Origin of the sequence: Streptococcus parauberis NCFD 2020, assembly GCF_000187935.1 — a bacterium.
GTDB classification, from domain to species: Bacteria; Bacillota; Bacilli; order Lactobacillales; family Streptococcaceae; genus Streptococcus; species Streptococcus parauberis.
On record NZ_AEUT02000001.1, the window covers coordinates 1,409,044 to 1,426,356 of the forward strand.

Sequence of the window (17,313 nt, forward strand, 5' to 3'; positions counted from 1 at the left end):
TGCCTCATCTTGTTAGAATAGACTAATGAACAAGAAATTATTACCGACCGAAACTGGTTACACATTAACATTAACATATGACATTAAGGGTCATATCGACGACTTCTGGAGCTTATTAGCCACTACTTCTGGTTTGCAGAAATGGTTCCCAGAATTGTCTCGGCAAGAGAATAGCTTGCGCTTCTTAGCCGGCCAGTCTGATGTCAGCTTAGCTATTCTCAAAGAAGAAAAAGCCTCAGCTTTCGCTTTTGACTGGTTTGGTGCAACAAACACATTTATAATCAGTAAGAATGACACAATGAACTGCCATCAAATTTCCTTTACAGAAGAAATACCAAGCACATTTGAAAATGCTTCAAGAGATTTAGCCGGTTGGTATAACCAAAACCATCGTTTAATGATTTATGCCAACACAGGTCACTTACCTAATACGATGGCCCTTTACCAAGACTCACAAGATTGGATTAATAACCAACTACGCAAAAAAAGATAAGCTCATTAGCTTATCTTTTTTACTAGAAATAGAATATAGATTCATACATAAGAAATCTAACTATCGGAGCTTTAAATGATTAAAACTCGAGAAAAAGAATTAAAAAAGAGAACAGATGAAATCTGTCTTCTTTTTTTAATTTTCTAAACTGACAACGACGTAGCGGTTTGGATCGTTTCCTTCTGAATAACTTGTTACGCCTTCGATTGTAGAAATTGTTTTGTGGACAATTTTACGTTTACTGTTACTCATTGGGTCCATAGTATAGTCTTCTTCACTTTCCAGAACACGATTGGCCACTTTTTGTGTGAAGTCAATCAAAGTTTCTGTGCGGTGTTCAACGTAATCATGGACATTCAAATTAACAGCAAAGTTTTTTGAATAATGATCATGTAGAAAGTTTTGAGCTAATAATTGTAATGATTTCAAGACTTTTCCATGGTAACCGATTACACGTCCTGCTTCTTGTGTCTCAACTTGAATGTTGATTTGACGACGATTATAACTTGTCTCTAGACTAGCCTCGATATCCATTTCATAGATAATCTTTTTAACATAGTCAGTCACATCTGCTGAAGCTTTTTCAATATCTTTACTGATTGTATCCTCAGTAAATTCTTGAGCTACAAATTCTTCAAATGACTGTTCTTTTGTTGGTTCTTCACTAACTGCTGATTCAGAAATCTTTTCTTCAGTTTCAGTGACTGCTTCTTCAGTCTGTGGATGAAGACTAGTTACATTTGAAACTGGAATTTTTTCTTCAACGACTTCTTCTTCAACTTCAACTGCTTCTTTTTGAACTGGTTTACTTGGGTTGACAACTGGTGCATTCTGACGGTTAATTTCGTCGGGCACGCCACTGACAGCTTTTTTATCAGCCTTGTAGACTGTCCTCTCGTTAATCCCTTCAATATCAACCTGTGCTAACTTTTTACCAAAACCTAAAAAGCCTTTTTTTTCTTTTGAAATAACTTTAATATGGGCTTTTTGGCGTAGCAATTGCAATTCTTGAAGCCCCTTTTGGATTGCTTCTTCAACAGTTTTACCTGTATATACTACCATAATTAACTCCTATTTCTTTTGTCTACGCGCTTTTTTACGGGCACGTCGTTCTTTACTTTGTAATAGTTTTTCTGCTTCCGCCTCACGTCTACGCTCTTCAAGAATCTTGAATGGATTATTTAAAAGCAAGAGTTGGAAGACTTGGAAAGCATTGGACACAGTCCAATATAAGACAACCCCACTAGCCAAGCTAATTCCCATGAAGAAAATCATTAAGGGCATTGCATAGGTCATCATTGTCATCACCATGTTCTTTTCCTTAGCGGCAAGGTTAGTTAACCATGTTGATAAGAACGTGAACAAAGCGGCCAGAATTGGCAAAATAAAATAAGGATCTGCTTTTGCTAATTCAATCCATAAGAAGGAACCTTCTCTTAAAAAAGGAACACGTGACAAGGCTTGGAATAAAGCAATCATCACTGGCATTTGAATTAATAGTGGGAAAATACTAGCATAGGGATTAACACCGTTACGCTTATAGAGAGCCTGACTTTCCTCAGCTAAGGCCATGCGGCTTTCTGTGTCTTTCCCAGCATACTTAGTTTGCAACTCTTTTAATTCAGGTTGCAAATCTTGCATGCGCTGACTTGATTTAATTTGAATATTAAATAAAGGCATCAGCAAAATTCTGATAATTAGGGTGAAAAGAATAATCCCTACACCAATACTACCATTAAAGGATAGCCATTGGATGGACTTTCCAAAAAAATAAACCAATTGGTCCCATCCATTAGATGAGTTGGCTGAGACATTACCTCTTCCACAAGCAGCTAATAATAGTGCTAAGGGAACGAGACTTGCAATTTTAATCTGTTTCTTCACTTTCAAAACCTTCCTCGAGCAAATGTGCTAGTTTTAAGACATGTTTTAGATTTTGTCTAACTTCCTGATACTCTAACTCTTCTACGCCTTTGCGGGCAATGATGACAAAATCGGTTGGCTTCAGACTTTCTGAAAATTCCATGATGACATGTCGTATTTTTCTTTTAACAGCATTTCGTGTTACCGCATTACCTAGGCGTTTGCCTACTGATATACCTAAACGAAAATGGTTTTGGTCTTCTTTTTCATTTAAAAAATAAATGACAAATTTACGATTTGCCGTACTTTCTCCACCATCAAAAATGGCTTGAAAATCTTTCTCACGCTTGACACGATAGGATTTCTTCAAAATTTAACTCCAACTATCTATATTATTACTATTATACCATAAAAGTGAAAAAAGCCTCAACCTATAGAGATTAAAGCTTTCATACTAATTTTCAAGTTCACTTAGAGCTTTTTTAATTTGTTCTGTCACTTGACTAAATGCTGTTCCACCTAAAGACGTTCGACGAGCGACAGCTTGTTTGGAGCTTAGTTTGTCGTAGATGTCTTCTTCTATAACTTCCGATATCTTTTTATAATCATCAAGAGTTATATCCTGCAGGTAGTAACCACCTTTTGTAGCCTCTAAAACTAGTTTCCCAACTATCTCATGGGCTTTTCTGAATGGAACTCCCTTAGACGCCAAATAGTCTGCTAGCTCAGTCGCATTTGAGAAGTCCTTCTGCGTGGCGCTAGCCATTTTTTCCTTATTAACTGTCATCGTTGACAACATCCCAGCCAGGATATCCACGGCCACCGTAATTGTCTCTGCCGTATCAAACATGCCTTCTTTATCTTCTTGTAAGTCTTTATTGTAGGCCAATGGCAGAGCCTTCATGACAGTTAACAGGGAGAAGAGATTGCCATAAACCCGTCCTGTTTTCCCCCGAATTAGCTCTGCCATGTCGGGATTTTTCTTCTGAGGCATAATTGAAGAACCCGTAGAAAAAGTATCGGAAAGGGTGATAAACTGATATTCAAATGAGGACCAGTTAATAAGCTCTTCACATAAACGACTCATATGCATCATCAAAAGGCTAGCATTAGATAAAAATTCTAAAATGAAATCACGATCTGAGACAGCGTCTAGAGAATTACTGTAGATTTTCGAGAAGCCCATCAAATCAGCTGATAGTTCTCTTTCGATTGGAAAAGTTGTGCCTGCTAGAGCAGCCGCTCCTAATGGAGATAGATCTGTATGTTCCATATTAAAGGCAAACCGTTGACTATCTCTGGTAAACATTTGATAGTAAGCCATTAAGTGATGCCCAAACGATATTGGTTGGGCATGTTGCAAGTGCGTATAACCTGGCATAATGGTTTCAACATGCTCTTGGGCAAGTTGCACCAATACTTGTCTTAGCTTCTTCAATTTGTCGTCCACTTGTTTTAACGTATCTACTAAGTACAGATGCATATCTGTGGCTACTTGGTCATTACGTGAGCGAGCAGTATGCAATTTGCCCGCAACTGGTCCAATTTTCTCAGTCAGTAAACTCTCAATATTCATATGAATATCTTCGTTACTAATATCAAAAGTAAGTTGGCCAGCTTCAAATTCTTTTAATAAGGCTTTTAGACCTTCTTTTATTCGACTTGCTTCATCTGAAGATATAATATCTGTTTGTCCCAACATGGTAACATGTGCAATAGATGCCTTAATATCAAAAAGTGCTAATTTTTGGTCAAAAGAAATTGAAGCTCCAAAGGTCTCAACCCACTTCTCCAGGCCAGCTTCAAAACGTCCACCCCATAATTTATTATTGTTTGTCATTATTACCTCTATTTTTGTATGAAAATAATAAGCATTGCCTTATTCTTTATTATTAATTTGGTTCACTTGTGCATTCACTTGAGTTGGTAAGCCCCATAATTTAATAAAGCCAATTGCCGCATCTTGATCAAAGCTATCCGCAGCTGTATAAGTAGCCAAGTTTTCATCATATAATGAATTTGAAGATTGACGAGCCACAACCTGCGCTGAACCTTTATATAGTTTGACTTTAGCTATACCATTAACATTTTTTTGTGTTTGTTTAATATAAGCTTTGATAGCATCAGTTGCTGGATTAAACCAGAGACCATTATAAATAAGGTTGGAAATTTCATTTTCCAGAATTGGTTTAAAGTGAGATAATTCGCGAACCAAGGTAATATCTTCAATTTCTTTATGTGCCGTCAGCAAAGTAATCGCTCCGGGGCACTCATATATTTCACGAGACTTAATACCAACCAAACGATTCTCAACATGATCAATACGACCAACGCCATGAGCACCAGCTATTTTATTTAATTCTAAAATTAAGTTGGCCAAAGGCATATCTTGCCCATTAATAGCAATTGGTTTACCTGCTTTAAAGGTAATATCAACAAATTCCGGCTCGTTTGGTGCCTTTTCAGGAGAAGTTGTAATGCCAAAGGCTTCCTCAGGAGCTTGATTCCATGGATTCTCGAGAACACCACATTCATTAGCACGGCCCCATAGATTTTGATCGATTGAATAGGGACTGTCCAATTCAGCAGGAACCGGTACACCATTTTCTTTGGCGAAATTAATTTCTTCCTCACGCGACCACTTCCATTCCCTCACCGGAGCAATAACTTTAATATCCGGGTCAAGTGCAGCAATAGCTACCTCAAAACGAACTTGGTCGTTGCCTTTTCCAGTACAACCATGAGCAATTAAACTTGCATTTGTTTGATGGGCAATCTCTACTAACTTCTGAGAAATCAATGGACGACTTAAGGCTGAAATAAGAGGATATTTTTGTTCGTAAAAAGCATGTGCTTGCAATGCTGGCAATACAAACTCTTCTGCAAATTGATCTTTAACATCAATCACAAAGGATTCGACAGCACCAACCATTAAGGCCTTATCATGGATAAAGTCTAAGTCTTTTCCTTCACCAACATCCATACAAACAGCAACAACATCATATTTTTCTTTTAACCAAGCAATGGCAACAGAAGTATCCAAACCACCTGAATAAGCTAAAATTAGTTTTTCTTTAGACATAGCATTTCTCTTTTCTAAATAATATTAGTGTTTATACTAATGTATATTTATTTAAATGTCAATAGTTTTTGGTATTTTTATTCTAAAAAATCATAAATATGTCCTTGTAACCGTATTATTATTTCGTTTACCAATTTTATACGTCAGCTTAGTGAATATTTTTGCGCGAAATAATGTATTGTTATACAAATATGGGCAAAAAAAAACTCGGATGGGATTCCGAGTTTTTTTACTGATGTAAAAATCAGTCAATATGTTATCCAAACAAAGACAACTGAATTAATCATTAGTTTCAGAAGAGTCAGATCAAAAATACTATTTGTTTATGGAGAGAGAGAGAAAACAATATTTTGATTGAATTGGGGATTGACTCTTATAAACTAGTGACGTTATGTCTTTATTTACATTATTTATTATAGCCAATATTTCTCAATGTGCATGACTTTTTCCTGAAATGTTGATTTTTCATCCTAAAATGTTATTTTTTTGTATTTTTAGTGTAATTCTTGCCATTTTTCAATTAAACTTTTCATTTTGAGTCGTGAGACCATAACATCATCACCATTTTCAAAATAGACTAATTGATTAAATTTATCAATTCGAACAACATTATCAAGATTAATCAAGTAAGAACGGTGACAGAGAAATAACTCTGGTGCTACTTCTTGAATTTCAGATAATTTACCATAAAACTCGAGTCGTTCTGTTTGTGTCCACAAACAAACTTTATGGGGTGTTGTTGAAGTTGCAAAGTAAAGGATATCCTTTAGTGGCATTTTTAGTCTAGTTTGAGATGTCTCAAAAATAAAGAGATCTTCTGGTTCGTTTTTTGACATCATCTCATTCGTGTAAAAAATACATTCTTGTATTTGTTCCTTAAATTGCTTAGTATCAACCGACTTATCAATAAAATCAAGTGCTGACACTTTATATTTATAGGAAATTGGAGCAAACTCTGAATGAGTCGTCACAAAAACAATAACTGCATTTGGATCTTTTTGACGAATTTCAGTTGCTAATTCCAAGCCCTTGCGTGATTCTCCTTGAATTTCGATATCAAGGAAAAAAATCTGATGGTCACCTTTTTCTAGGATGGCATCATACAGCTTTTGGGGATTTGAAAAAACTTCCATAAATTTGCAGCTTATATTATTTTCTTTGAGGATACTTTCAATTGCTGATTCTATTCGAGTTTGCTGGATAAAATCATCTTCTAATATAAAAATGTTCATTACTATAGTCTCATTTCTAAGATTTGTCGGAAGCGATAATGATTGCTTCTTGTTGAAAAAGTTGAGGCTGGATAGTCATTTAGAATAGCTACAAAGCGTGATAAACTCTTTTGGTAACTTTCCATATCAGTTGATTCACTAGTATTATATAATTTTGACATATCAACAATTTTATTTTTACTAGCGTTTTCAATAATTAAAAAATGTTGGTCCCCTTCTTCAAACATTGCAATTGAAATAAAGGGGCGCAAACTACCTTTAGCTGTTTCAATAGCATTATCTAATAAAATTGAAATCAATACAACTAAATCTAGTAATTTAATGTGATAAGAATTAATTTTATCTGGAATTTCTAAATAGACTTCCATTCCTAGATGGTGTGCTTCGTAGATTTTAGCATTTAATAAACTTCGTACAACACCTTCTTCAATATTTTCTAAATCTTGATAGCCTGAAGATAGATCCAAGAATTGACGAGCAGATTGTTGAACCACTGTATGATAAACTCTTTCAATTTCTTCCTTACTACCTTTATCAATACTATCTTTTAAACTTATTAAAATATTTTCAGAGTCATGTTTTATCGTTCTGATATCTTGATAGAGGCCCTCAATATAATTATTGTAGTTCTCTAAATTGTTGATTCTTTCTTGCTGAGCCAGCTTAAATCTTTGATGAAGCTGTTGTTTTGCAAAGCGATCCAGTTGCATAATAAACCAGGTAAGGACTATCATGTATACTAAAGTAATGTGTGTACGGTAGGTTTGGAAAACCTCTGGTAAAATTCCTAGTTCTTTAGGAATGAAATTGACGATAATCAAGTATGAAAACATGATGAGATTCATTCCAACTACAAATTTTGAAAATCGTTCATTATTAATATGTTTAATTAATGTGATATCTACATTGAAAAGATATGATACTAGGCTAAAGACGGGTAAAATTGCTAAATAAACAACCACTTTAATCCAGAGTTGGGCATTAATTTCAGATAAGGTTATTGAAAATAAAATTGGCATAACTAACAAGGCCATGAGCCTAAATATGATCTCACATAAAATAATCGAAAATAAACCATAAAAAATATGATGTGACCATTTTTTATCTTTTCCGCAAAAATATGAAAGAGCTATAAAAAATAATTGATTGAAAAGTATACTATTATTGAAAGTAACATTTAAAACTAAAAACATTATGTATGTTAAAGCTAGTTCCCACCAAGATTTGGAAATGTCCGATACTATCGAAAAGAAAAAACAAATATCAAAAAAAATCAAACTATATAAAACAAGGGTTGGTAATAATTGTTGCATTTAAACTTCCCCATTCTCTGGCAGTGTAAGCACGTGACTAAACAAATAGGCTGAGCTTTTTGTAGCTAAAATCACTAGCGGATATTTCTCCAGGATCTTTTCAACATTGGCCAAACCGATTCCACGTCCTTGTCCTTTAGTTGAAAAACCATCACCAAAGATAGTCGTAATATCTACTTTCTCTTCCAAAGTGCTATTTTCAATAACGAAGTATTGCTTTTCATCCATCGTGAAATAGGCGATGGATATTGTTTTTCTTTTGGATAATTGCGCTGCTTCAATGGCATTATCAAAAAAGACAGAAATTAATAGAAGAAAGTCTAATTCTGAAATATTGGAATGCGTGATATAATCTGGAATTTCTAAGGATACTTCAAGACCTTTATCCTCAGCTTCAATAATTTTTGCTGAGAGTAAACTCTTTACAGAAGAAATCGAGATAGCTCCCAATTTAGAGATGTTATAATGCTTCTGATCCCAATAATGATTAGCCTTCTCAACAATCTGATAATAAACAGACTTGACATGATCTAGGTCATTTTCTTTTAAAGCATAGCCTAGTTTATTTAATCGGGCTAAATAATTTGCTTGAAATTCTTTGCCATCTCTATATAAGGAATCTAAGTGATGGCCGTAAGCCTCTAAATTTTGAATATACTCCTCTTGTTCTTTTTTTAAGTCTTCTTCCATATATTCCTTTGATTTATAATTAAAATATGACAACATATAAAGAAATAATAAAGTAAAAGTAAAGAACAAGATTTTATAAGAAGGTTCAACCTTCATAGGATGTTTATAGTAGATAAAAGGATCCACAATTCCCAATACCAAGAAAATATCAACATAATAAGCCACCATGAAAATGATGAAGATATTATAGAAATTTCTTGCCCGATCGGTATTTTCCATTCGAAAAATATGCCTATAATCATTACCAACAAAGTAGTCAACTAGTAAGAGAGTTGGGAAAATCAGTAGATAAACTATTAAGTTAGCAAAGGAATAGCCAACCTTTATCTCATTTGTCAAAAAGATATAGGGTAGAACAACTGTAATTAAAAATCGAGAAAATAAATCAATAAAGATGCTAGGAAAAAAAGCTGTGAATATTGATTTTATATTGAAGATATTTCTTTTTTCTAAGCTCAGCAAGAATAGAAATAAAATAGGATCGATAATCATCGGTGATAACACTGGTATATGATTAATAAAAATTGCAAAAGACATCAATAAAATTATCTTCCAAAAAGGGAATTTAATGTCTGACAAAAATGAAAAGATATAAAACTCTGTTGCGTAATATACAATTATAGAGAGTATTAAACAAATTAATTGAACTAAAGGCATTAAATTCCTCCCTTCTAGATAATCTATTTTATCACAAACTAACTTTAACTGACTAGTTTACTTTCCCCAAGTAACAAACGATTGACTATAGGTAGCAAAACTGCAGTTAATTTTCTATTAAAACTACTGTTAAAAATATGAATAATAGTTTTTGAGAAGAGTGCCTAACGAGTCATACTTAGTTCTTGTGTAACCAAGAAATTTTTACTTTTAGTTATAAGTTCGACTTTTGGATATTCTTCAAGAATCGATTTCACATTGGCTAAACCGATTCCTCGATTATCCCCCTTAGTTGAAAAGCCCTGATTAAACATATTTCTGATTGAAACTTGCTTCTCTTTGCTTGAATTTTGGACAACTAATTGAAGCTTATCGTCATTATAAAAAAAGGCTAAGTCAACACGTTTTTCTTTCGATTCAATCGCTGCTTCAATCGCGTTATCGACAAAAACAGACAAAACGACGATAAAATCAACGATTTTCATCGGTATTTCTTCAATCACGTCTGGTATTTCAACATTAATATGAACATGAGTTTGTGTAGCATTAAATAATTTGGCAGCTAACAAACTTTTGACAGTTGGCACCTTAAGATTGATTAGGAGATCTAAAGAATACTTTTCCGTTCTAGAAGGATTGATTTTACCAATGAATTCTTGATCAAAAATACGATTCAATTGATTAATATCGCCATCTTCAATACTTGGACCGAGTTTCAAAAGAGAATCTTTCGTTGACTCTTTAAAATCCTTTATTTCTTCAAATAAGGATTCTATGTAATGATTATAACTGTCTAAATTACGGTAATGATTGTTCCGCTCAACCATTATTTGAGTTTCAATTACATTCTTTGCATAACGATTGATAACATACAGATTCCAAATAAAAATAATAATATAAATCAGAACGAATACTGAGCGTACTCGACCTATATCAAAATGGAGCATTGGGAATTGAAATTCAATATATAATAGAATACTGATACCAGTATAGAAAATAATAGTACCGATACCTAAATTAATTAAGTTTCGACTTAAAGAGGCAGCATTAGCCCTTCGTATCATTTGATAGTCAATATGAAGTAAGTAGTGAACTAAATAATAAAATGGAAAAACCAAGATATAAGTCACAAAGAGATAGCGGTAATCACTAGATATAGTGTCCGTACTAACTTGAAAAATAGTCGGTAGTATAACATAGCCAAGTGTACGAGATAATAGTTCCACAGTAGTTACAGCATAGAAACAATAAAAAACATGATGGATTATTGGTGAATTTCTTTTAGTGAAAAAAGAAAAAACAATGAGATAAACTGGATCAATCATAATTGTAAAAAAGTCTAAGACATAAGTACAAAGCGACCCTATGACAAAATAAGATAGAACAGGTAAAACTGTAACTTTCCGATTAGTAATTCTTTGAAAAACAAATAAGTAGGCTGATAAGACTAAAATGTATACTAAAAATGAACGAATCAATTCCATCTTATTTACCCCCAATCTTTTCTAGCGGTTCTTTTTCTAGCGGTTCTATAGTTACTTGCTGAACAATCACACGATCAAACTGTTTGACCCGGTAAGTAAGCTTATCATATTTTGCTAGCAAACTTATAAATGTATTCCGGACTTGTTCGATTTGATCCAGAACTTCCTTACGCTCTGGACCAAATAATTTTTCAGCTCCAGTTTCTATTACTAAATTAATACCTTCACTTTGTGTCAAATCATAACGAACCTTAATTAAAGCTTCTTGCGTGTCTTGAACAAGGTTAATAGCTAAATCACTGACAGCAGATAATAGGACCATATCATCTGCACTATCTAGAAAAGGAACATCTAAACTTCCAGAAATATCAATTTGAGTGTCTATTCCAATTTGCCTTGCTTTATAAACTTTTAAAGCTAAAAGTAACCTTAAGTTGAAGTCTTTTACTTTTGAAAATTCATTTAAGCGCAAAGATAAATCATCATCCATAATTTTTTCAACTCTATTTAATATTTGAGTATAGATTGTTTGAATTGTTTCAAAATCTCCACTATCAATACTTCCAGATAAACTAATAATGATATTGTCATAGTCATGTCTAAATGAGCGAATATTTTTATAGAGTTTTTCTAAATACCGATTATAATCTTCCAAGAGTCTTAAGTGATTCTCTTCTTCTTCGCGAATCCGATTTTTACTCGTTTGGATAAAGTAATTATTTAAAAAAGAAAGCAAATACAAGAAAATAAAAAACGCAATAATAATTATTAGTTTTTTAAAGCTATGAATATCTTGGAAAAAATTAAGATGACTATATATTAAGATATAATAAATGATAAAAGTGACTTCCGTAAAAATGACAAAACGGTTAAAAACTCTTGTATTAAATCTAATAAATTTAAAGTCGTCTATGGAGAAGACTTTGGACGAAAAGTTCAAAACTGGCATAACTAAAAGATAAGCTAAAATCAAATAATAGTAATTTGAAACTGTCTCAGACATACTCGAATTGCTAAGGAAAGGTATGACAAAAAAGAGCATAACTTTGGAAATTAAATCAGTTGCAACAACAGGAAATTGTGAGAAAAAAAGATGATGTAACATTTTGTCATGAGGAAATTTCATGTAATGATAGATAAACATCAAAAGCGGCTCATTTAGCAGGTACCAAGGTCCGACAAAACCAATGATTACCATTTCAAGTACGACAAATAGCCCTAGCGTTAGCCAAGGCATTTTATTTTTTTCAGAGTCGACTGAATACTCCATGTCAAAAAACATGAACCAAGCCACCCCAAAACGTACAATAAAGGTTATCATTATTAATAAAGAATCAGTCATTCAACGTTCCCTCTCACAAACCGATTTCTTATAAATCATACTATACCTATCTCTTTTAATCAACGACTTACCATTGAAATTTTTCACAATTAAATTTTAAATCCCCCAATTGTTACACACAAAAGGGGGATTTAAAATTAGAGCATATTGTTAATATGTTCAATAGATTTTTCGCGGCCTAAAAGATAGATGGTGTTAGGTAATTCTGGACCATGCATTTCACCTGAAACAGCAATCCGAATTGGCATAAAGAGATTTTTCCCTTTGATACCTGTTTCCTTTTGAACAGCTTTGATTTGTGGGAAGATATTGTCAGGCTGGAAATCTTCATCTGACATAGCTTCTAATTTTTCTTTAAAGGCTTTCAAGACAGTCGGAACTGTTTCACCAGCCATTACTTCTTTTTCTGCCTCAGTCAATTCAGGGAAATCAGCAAAGAACAAGTCTGTTAGTGGCACAATTTCATCTGCAGATTTTAATTGAGGTTGATACAATTCAACTAATTTTTCGGCTTTTTCGTTTAATCGTCCTGCTTCTTCCAAGAAAGGTTTACAGAGAGCAAAAACAGTTTGGAAATCGGCATGTTTAAGGTACTCGTTGCTCATCCAATCCATTTTCTTCTGATCGAAGGCAGCTGGAGATTTGCTAAGACGAGTTTCGTCAAAGAGGTCTATTAATTCTTGGCGGCTGAAAATCTCATCTTCACCACCGGGATTCCATCCCAGCAAAGCTATGAAGTTGAAAACTGATTCTGGAAGGTAACCTTTTTTACGATAGTCTTCAATAAATTGAAGTGTGTTAGTATCCCGTTTAGACAGTTTTTTCCCAGTTTCAGAATTGATAATCAAGGTCATATGTCCAAATTCTGGTGCTTCCCAGCCAAGTGCCTCATAAATCATCAATTGTTTTGGTGTATTAGCAATATGGTCATCCCCACGAATAACGTGTGAGATCTGCATATCATGGTCATCAATCACAACGGCAAAGTTGTAAGTTGGGTAACCATCTTTTTTCTGGATAACCCAGTCTCCACCGATGTTGCCACCTTCAAAGCTGATGTCGCCTTTAACCATATCAGTCCATTGGTAAATACCAGCTTCATTAACAGCAAGACGGACTGTTGGTATAATACCAGCTGCTTCACGTTCAGCAATGTAGTCTGCTTTTTGGTCTGCAGACATACCAATAAATTCATTAATGTAACGAGGCGTTTCACCAGCTGCTTCTTGGCGTTCGCGTTCAGTAGCTAGTTCTTCTTCTGTTACATATGACTTGTAAGCTTTACCATCAGCTAATAACTGATCAATATATTTTTGGTAGAGTTCTAAGCGTTCAGATTGACGGTAATTTTCATGTGTTTCTGGACTTTCATCCCAATCCATTCCCAACCATTTTAAGTTTTCAAGCTGTGAACGTTCACCATCTTCAACATGGCGTTTGCGGTCAGTGTCCTCAATACGAATGATGAAATCTCCACCATGATGGCGAGCATAAAGGTAGTTAAATAGGGCTGTACGGGCATTCCCGATATGTAAAAGTCCAGTTGGACTTGGTGCGTAACGCACACGAATTGGTTTAGACATTCTTCTTCTCCTATTACAAAGTACATTAAGAAACCTGTGGCATGAAAAACAAGCAACAAATTGCTATTTGAGCTTGCTCCAACCAAATTAGTTTCCTATAAAATCTTACGATTTAAATCTTTATTATTATAGCATATTTTACAGCCTTAGGCGAAAAAAATCAGCCTAGAAAGGCTGATTCTATGTTTATCTTATTAATTTGAATTTGTTGGTAGGTAGCGTTTAAGGGCACCAGCAAATTGTTCAAGGTTTAAACTTTGAATATAAACTTCTCCGTGACCTCTAAAGGTATTGACAACACCTTCACCAGTTCCAATTGACTGCATAAAGCCATTTTCTAAATGAATATCATAGTCAAGTTCTCTACTCCATGCTACTACATGGGCATTATCAATAGTCATTGTGCCACCTTCAAGGGTAATTTTCTTAATTGAACCAAATGAGTTAGCTAATAAGGTTCCTTGTCCATCTGTGCTCATTACAAATAATCCACCTTGACCACCAAACAGCGCTTTACCAATATTTTGGCGTTCCATTTTGTACTCAGCTGAACCATCTAAGGCTAGAAAAGCACCATCATTTAGGCGGTATTGTTTTTCGCCTAATTCTAATGCAACAACTTGTCCTGGAGTATTTGGAGCAAGTGCTAGCTTTCCTTCACCATTGGAAATAGCTTGTGTGATGAACATTGACTCGCCTGAAACCATCGAACGACCAATAGCTCCGACTAATTTTCCTAAACCAGATCCCTTACCGTTCAATTTAGTATTTAGGGTCACATTTTCAGTGTGATAGACCATACTACCTTGTTGTAAGTATACTGATTCCCCATGTTCCAGTTCAATCTCAACTAATGGAAACTGCATGTCTTGATCAATCGTAAATCTCATCCTATTGTCGACCATCTTACTCTCCTTATTTGTATGAAAGACTTGATACAATTATTATAACGCTTTTCTTATTCTTTGTCTAATATTTTCAGTAATCTTTAAAAATAAAAAAAGAGCTGAATTCAGCTCTGCAAAAGGTTATGAATTATTCCATTACTTGCGTCATTCGGCCACTGTCAACATCATAGACCGCGCCATTGATCACAACATCTTCAGGAATTAATGGTGATTTTCTGAGAATAGCCATGTCCTCGCGGACGCTATCTTCCACATTTTCAAAAGGTAGGAAGTCTTGACCGCTTACATCGACACCTAGCTCTTTGTGAAGGTGAGCAGTGAAACTTTCATTGGTAAAAGTCTGCGCACCACAGTCTGTATGGTGCAGAACAACAATTTCGCGGGTCCCCATCTGCTGTTGCGAGATTGTTAAAGAACGAATCATATCATCTGTAATCCGACCACCGGCATTTCTTAAAATATGAGCATCCCCAAGGGCAAGTCCTAGTGCTTGCGCTACGTGGAGACGAGAATCCATACATGTGACTATTGCTACCCGCATTTTTGGACTATTTGGCAAATGTGTAGTCCCATGAAGTTCCACATAAGCTTGATTGGCTTTCAAAAATTGTTCAAAGTATGACATAATTCCTCCTAATTGTTGCACCTAAGTGGTTTGACTATCAGATTTCTTTTAGTTTATCACGATTTTTTTAAAAAATCAGTTGTCCAAACTGTAAACTTTACAATGTTCGGAAAATAAAAACCATCCCAAGAGATGGTCTATTTATTTCGAAAATACAGCATTTAGGACTTGTCCTACTGTTGCTACCCCAATAACTTCAATACCACTAGGAATTTTAATCCCTTGTAAAGAGTTCTTAGGCGCATAAACCTTCGTAAAGCCTAATTTGGCTGCCTCATTTATCCGCTGTTCAATTCGCGTCACTCGACGAATCTCTCCCGTCAAACCTATCTCACCTAAGAAAGCTTCTTGAGGATTAGTCGGCTTTTCCTTATAGCTGGACGCAATGGCTACCGCTACAGAAAGGTCAATAGCTGGTTCATCAAGCTTGACTCCCCCAGCAGACTTGAGATAGGCGTCCTGATTTTGCAGGAGAAGTCCACAGCGTTTTTCCAAAACAGCCATAATCAAACTGACCCTGTTAAAATCCAAACCCGTTGTCGTCCGTCTGGCATTACCAAATACGGTTGGTGTTACAAGTGATTGCACCTCTGCAAGAATTGGCCGACTACCTTCCATTGTGACGACAATGGCAGAACCAGTAGCTCCATCCAAACGTTCTTCTAAGAATACTTGGCTAGGATTAAGCACTTCTACTAAACCAGCCGATTGCATCTCAAAGATACCAATTTCATTAGTCGACCCAAAACGATTTTTGACAGCTCTTAGGATCCTGAAGGTATGATGCCTTTCTCCTTCAAAATAGAGAACCGTATCCACCATATGTTCTAGCATCCGTGGACCTGCCAAAGTCCCTTCCTTAGTTACATGACCAACAATAAAGGTGGCAATGTTATTAGTTTTGGCTAATTGCATCAATTCAGCAGTCACTTCTCTTACCTGACTAACAGAACCTTGGATACCAGAAATTTCTGGACTCATCATCGTTTGAATCGAGTCAATAATTAAAAAATCAGGCTGAATCCGTTCCACCTCTACACGGACATTTTCCATATTAGTCTCAGCATAAAGATAGAATTCATTATCAATGTCACCAAGACGTTCACTACGGAGTTTAATTTGCTCTGCCGATTCCTCACCAGAAACATAGAGAACCGTCCCCTTGTTCGCTAACTGGGTCGATACCTGTAAAAGCAAAGTTGACTTCCCTATCCCAGGATCACCACCAATTAGAATCATGCTCCCAGGAACAACACCACCACCAAGCACACGATTAAACTCATCCATATCAGTCTGAGTGCGAGCATAGTGTATATTATCCACATCTTTCAGTTTAATCGGTTTCGATTTCTCTCCAGACATGCTAACACGCGCATTCTTGACTTCCTTAACTTCAACTTCTTCAACAAATGACGACCAAGACGAGCAGTTAGGGCAGCGACCCAAATACTTAGGCGACTGATAACCACACTCCTGACAGACAAATGTTGCCTTTTTCTTTGCCATCTTTAGGCCTTTCCTTTTTAAGAATTGCTGCGCTGATACAACTTAACGACCTGTTGACCCAAATCCACCTGTACGGACGCCATCAGCTTGATCGCCATCAACAAGTAAAAACGGTACAAAAACAGCTTGGACAATGCGTTCTAGAGGTTCAAGAACAACTGATTGGTCGCTGATGTTCTTCATCTGAGCGAAGATGTGCCCCTCATTGTCCGGATTTCCGTAGTAATCACCATCAATTACACCCACAGAATTAATCAATACTAGTCCTTTTTTGCGAGGATTTGATGAGCGGTCAAACAAAAAGAGTACTTCGCCAGCTTGCATATAGGCTTTGATACCAGTTGGGACCAATTTAATCTCACCTGGTTTAATAGTAACAGGCTCTGCTACTTTCAAATCATAACCAGCAGCATGTGTTGTTTCACGTTTTGGTAATAAATTCTCATCTGTATATGCACTAACTAATTCAAATCCACGATTTTTCATTATGTTTTTACCTTTTCTTTCATTAAATACTATTATATCAACGTTTGTA

General features: G+C 35.2%; 16 protein-coding genes. 1 reads left to right on the forward strand and 15 read right to left on the reverse strand.

The features are described from left to right. Positions 1-25 precede the first annotated feature (25 nt). Positions 26-493, forward strand: coding sequence for a hypothetical protein (locus SPB_RS07010; protein ID WP_003103125.1), 468 nt, complete (start codon positions 26-28; stop codon positions 491-493). A 135-nt stretch (positions 494-628) separates the two neighbouring features. Here the strand turns inward: SPB_RS07010 and jag are convergent, their stop codons facing one another. The 15 genes from jag to SPB_RS07085 all read right to left on the reverse strand — a co-directional run bounded on the left by jag (position 629) and on the right by SPB_RS07085 (position 17,264). Beyond that, positions 629-1,555, reverse strand: a complete 927-nt coding sequence (gene jag, locus SPB_RS07015; RefSeq protein ID WP_003104014.1) for an RNA-binding cell elongation regulator Jag/EloR — start codon at positions 1,553-1,555, stop codon at positions 629-631. A gap of 9 nt (positions 1,556-1,564) precedes the next feature. Further along, the gene (locus SPB_RS07020; protein WP_003105313.1) at positions 1,565-2,377 is read right to left on the reverse strand and encodes a YidC/Oxa1 family membrane protein insertase; all 813 of its coding nucleotides are present in this window, start codon (positions 2,375-2,377) and stop codon (positions 1,565-1,567) included. Beyond that, positions 2,361-2,726 (reverse strand): ribonuclease P protein component, encoded by a 366-nt coding sequence (gene rnpA, locus SPB_RS07025; protein WP_003106032.1) that lies wholly within the window; start codon positions 2,724-2,726, stop codon positions 2,361-2,363. Before rnpA ends, SPB_RS07020 begins: the two co-directional genes overlap by 17 nt. Positions 2,727-2,810: 84 nt before the next feature. Continuing rightward, positions 2,811-4,196 (reverse strand): argininosuccinate lyase, encoded by a 1,386-nt coding sequence (argH, locus tag SPB_RS07030; RefSeq protein WP_003102529.1) that lies wholly within the window; start codon positions 4,194-4,196, stop codon positions 2,811-2,813. Positions 4,197-4,235: 39 nt separating this feature from the next. Further along, positions 4,236-5,438 (reverse strand): argininosuccinate synthase, encoded by a 1,203-nt coding sequence (locus SPB_RS07035; RefSeq protein WP_003103497.1) that lies wholly within the window; start codon positions 5,436-5,438, stop codon positions 4,236-4,238. Positions 5,439-5,932: 494 nt separating this feature from the next. After that, positions 5,933-6,670 (reverse strand): response regulator transcription factor, encoded by a 738-nt coding sequence (locus SPB_RS07040; protein WP_003104803.1) that lies wholly within the window; start codon positions 6,668-6,670, stop codon positions 5,933-5,935. A 2-nt stretch (positions 6,671-6,672) separates the two neighbouring features. After that, entirely contained in the window at positions 6,673-7,704 is a 1,032-nt protein-coding gene (locus tag SPB_RS07045) for a GHKL domain-containing protein (RefSeq protein WP_003103083.1), read from the reverse strand. A 279-nt stretch (positions 7,705-7,983) separates the two neighbouring features. Then, positions 7,984-9,330: a GHKL domain-containing protein gene (locus SPB_RS07050; RefSeq protein ID WP_003105491.1), complete on the reverse strand. Its 1,347-nt coding sequence runs from the start codon at positions 9,328-9,330 to the stop codon at positions 7,984-7,986. Positions 9,331-9,494: 164 nt separating this feature from the next. Beyond that, entirely contained in the window at positions 9,495-10,814 is a 1,320-nt protein-coding gene (locus SPB_RS07055; protein ID WP_003104454.1) for a GHKL domain-containing protein, read from the reverse strand. Between the two features lies 1 nt (position 10,815). Then, entirely contained in the window at positions 10,816-12,156 is a 1,341-nt protein-coding gene (locus SPB_RS07060) for a hypothetical protein (protein WP_003103654.1), read from the reverse strand. 137 nt (positions 12,157-12,293) lie between these two features. After that, a complete protein-coding gene (gene gltX / locus SPB_RS07065) occupies positions 12,294-13,739 on the reverse strand; it encodes a glutamate--tRNA ligase (protein ID WP_003103001.1) in 1,446 nt (481 codons plus the stop codon). A gap of 194 nt (positions 13,740-13,933) precedes the next feature. After that, on the reverse strand, positions 13,934-14,644 hold the full coding sequence (locus tag SPB_RS07070) for a TIGR00266 family protein (RefSeq protein WP_003105176.1): 711 nt from the start codon (positions 14,642-14,644) through the stop codon (positions 13,934-13,936). 130 nt (positions 14,645-14,774) lie between these two features. Then, positions 14,775-15,272: a beta-class carbonic anhydrase gene (locus SPB_RS07075; RefSeq protein ID WP_003104325.1), complete on the reverse strand. Its 498-nt coding sequence runs from the start codon at positions 15,270-15,272 to the stop codon at positions 14,775-14,777. A gap of 141 nt (positions 15,273-15,413) precedes the next feature. After that, positions 15,414-16,778: a DNA repair protein RadA gene (gene radA / locus SPB_RS07080; RefSeq protein ID WP_003105352.1), complete on the reverse strand. Its 1,365-nt coding sequence runs from the start codon at positions 16,776-16,778 to the stop codon at positions 15,414-15,416. A 42-nt stretch (positions 16,779-16,820) separates the two neighbouring features. Further along, positions 16,821-17,264 carry a dUTP diphosphatase gene (locus SPB_RS07085; protein ID WP_003104476.1) on the reverse strand — a complete coding sequence of 148 codons (444 nt, stop codon included), beginning with the start codon at positions 17,262-17,264 and terminating at the stop codon, positions 16,821-16,823. Between the last annotated feature and the right edge of the window lie 49 nt (positions 17,265-17,313).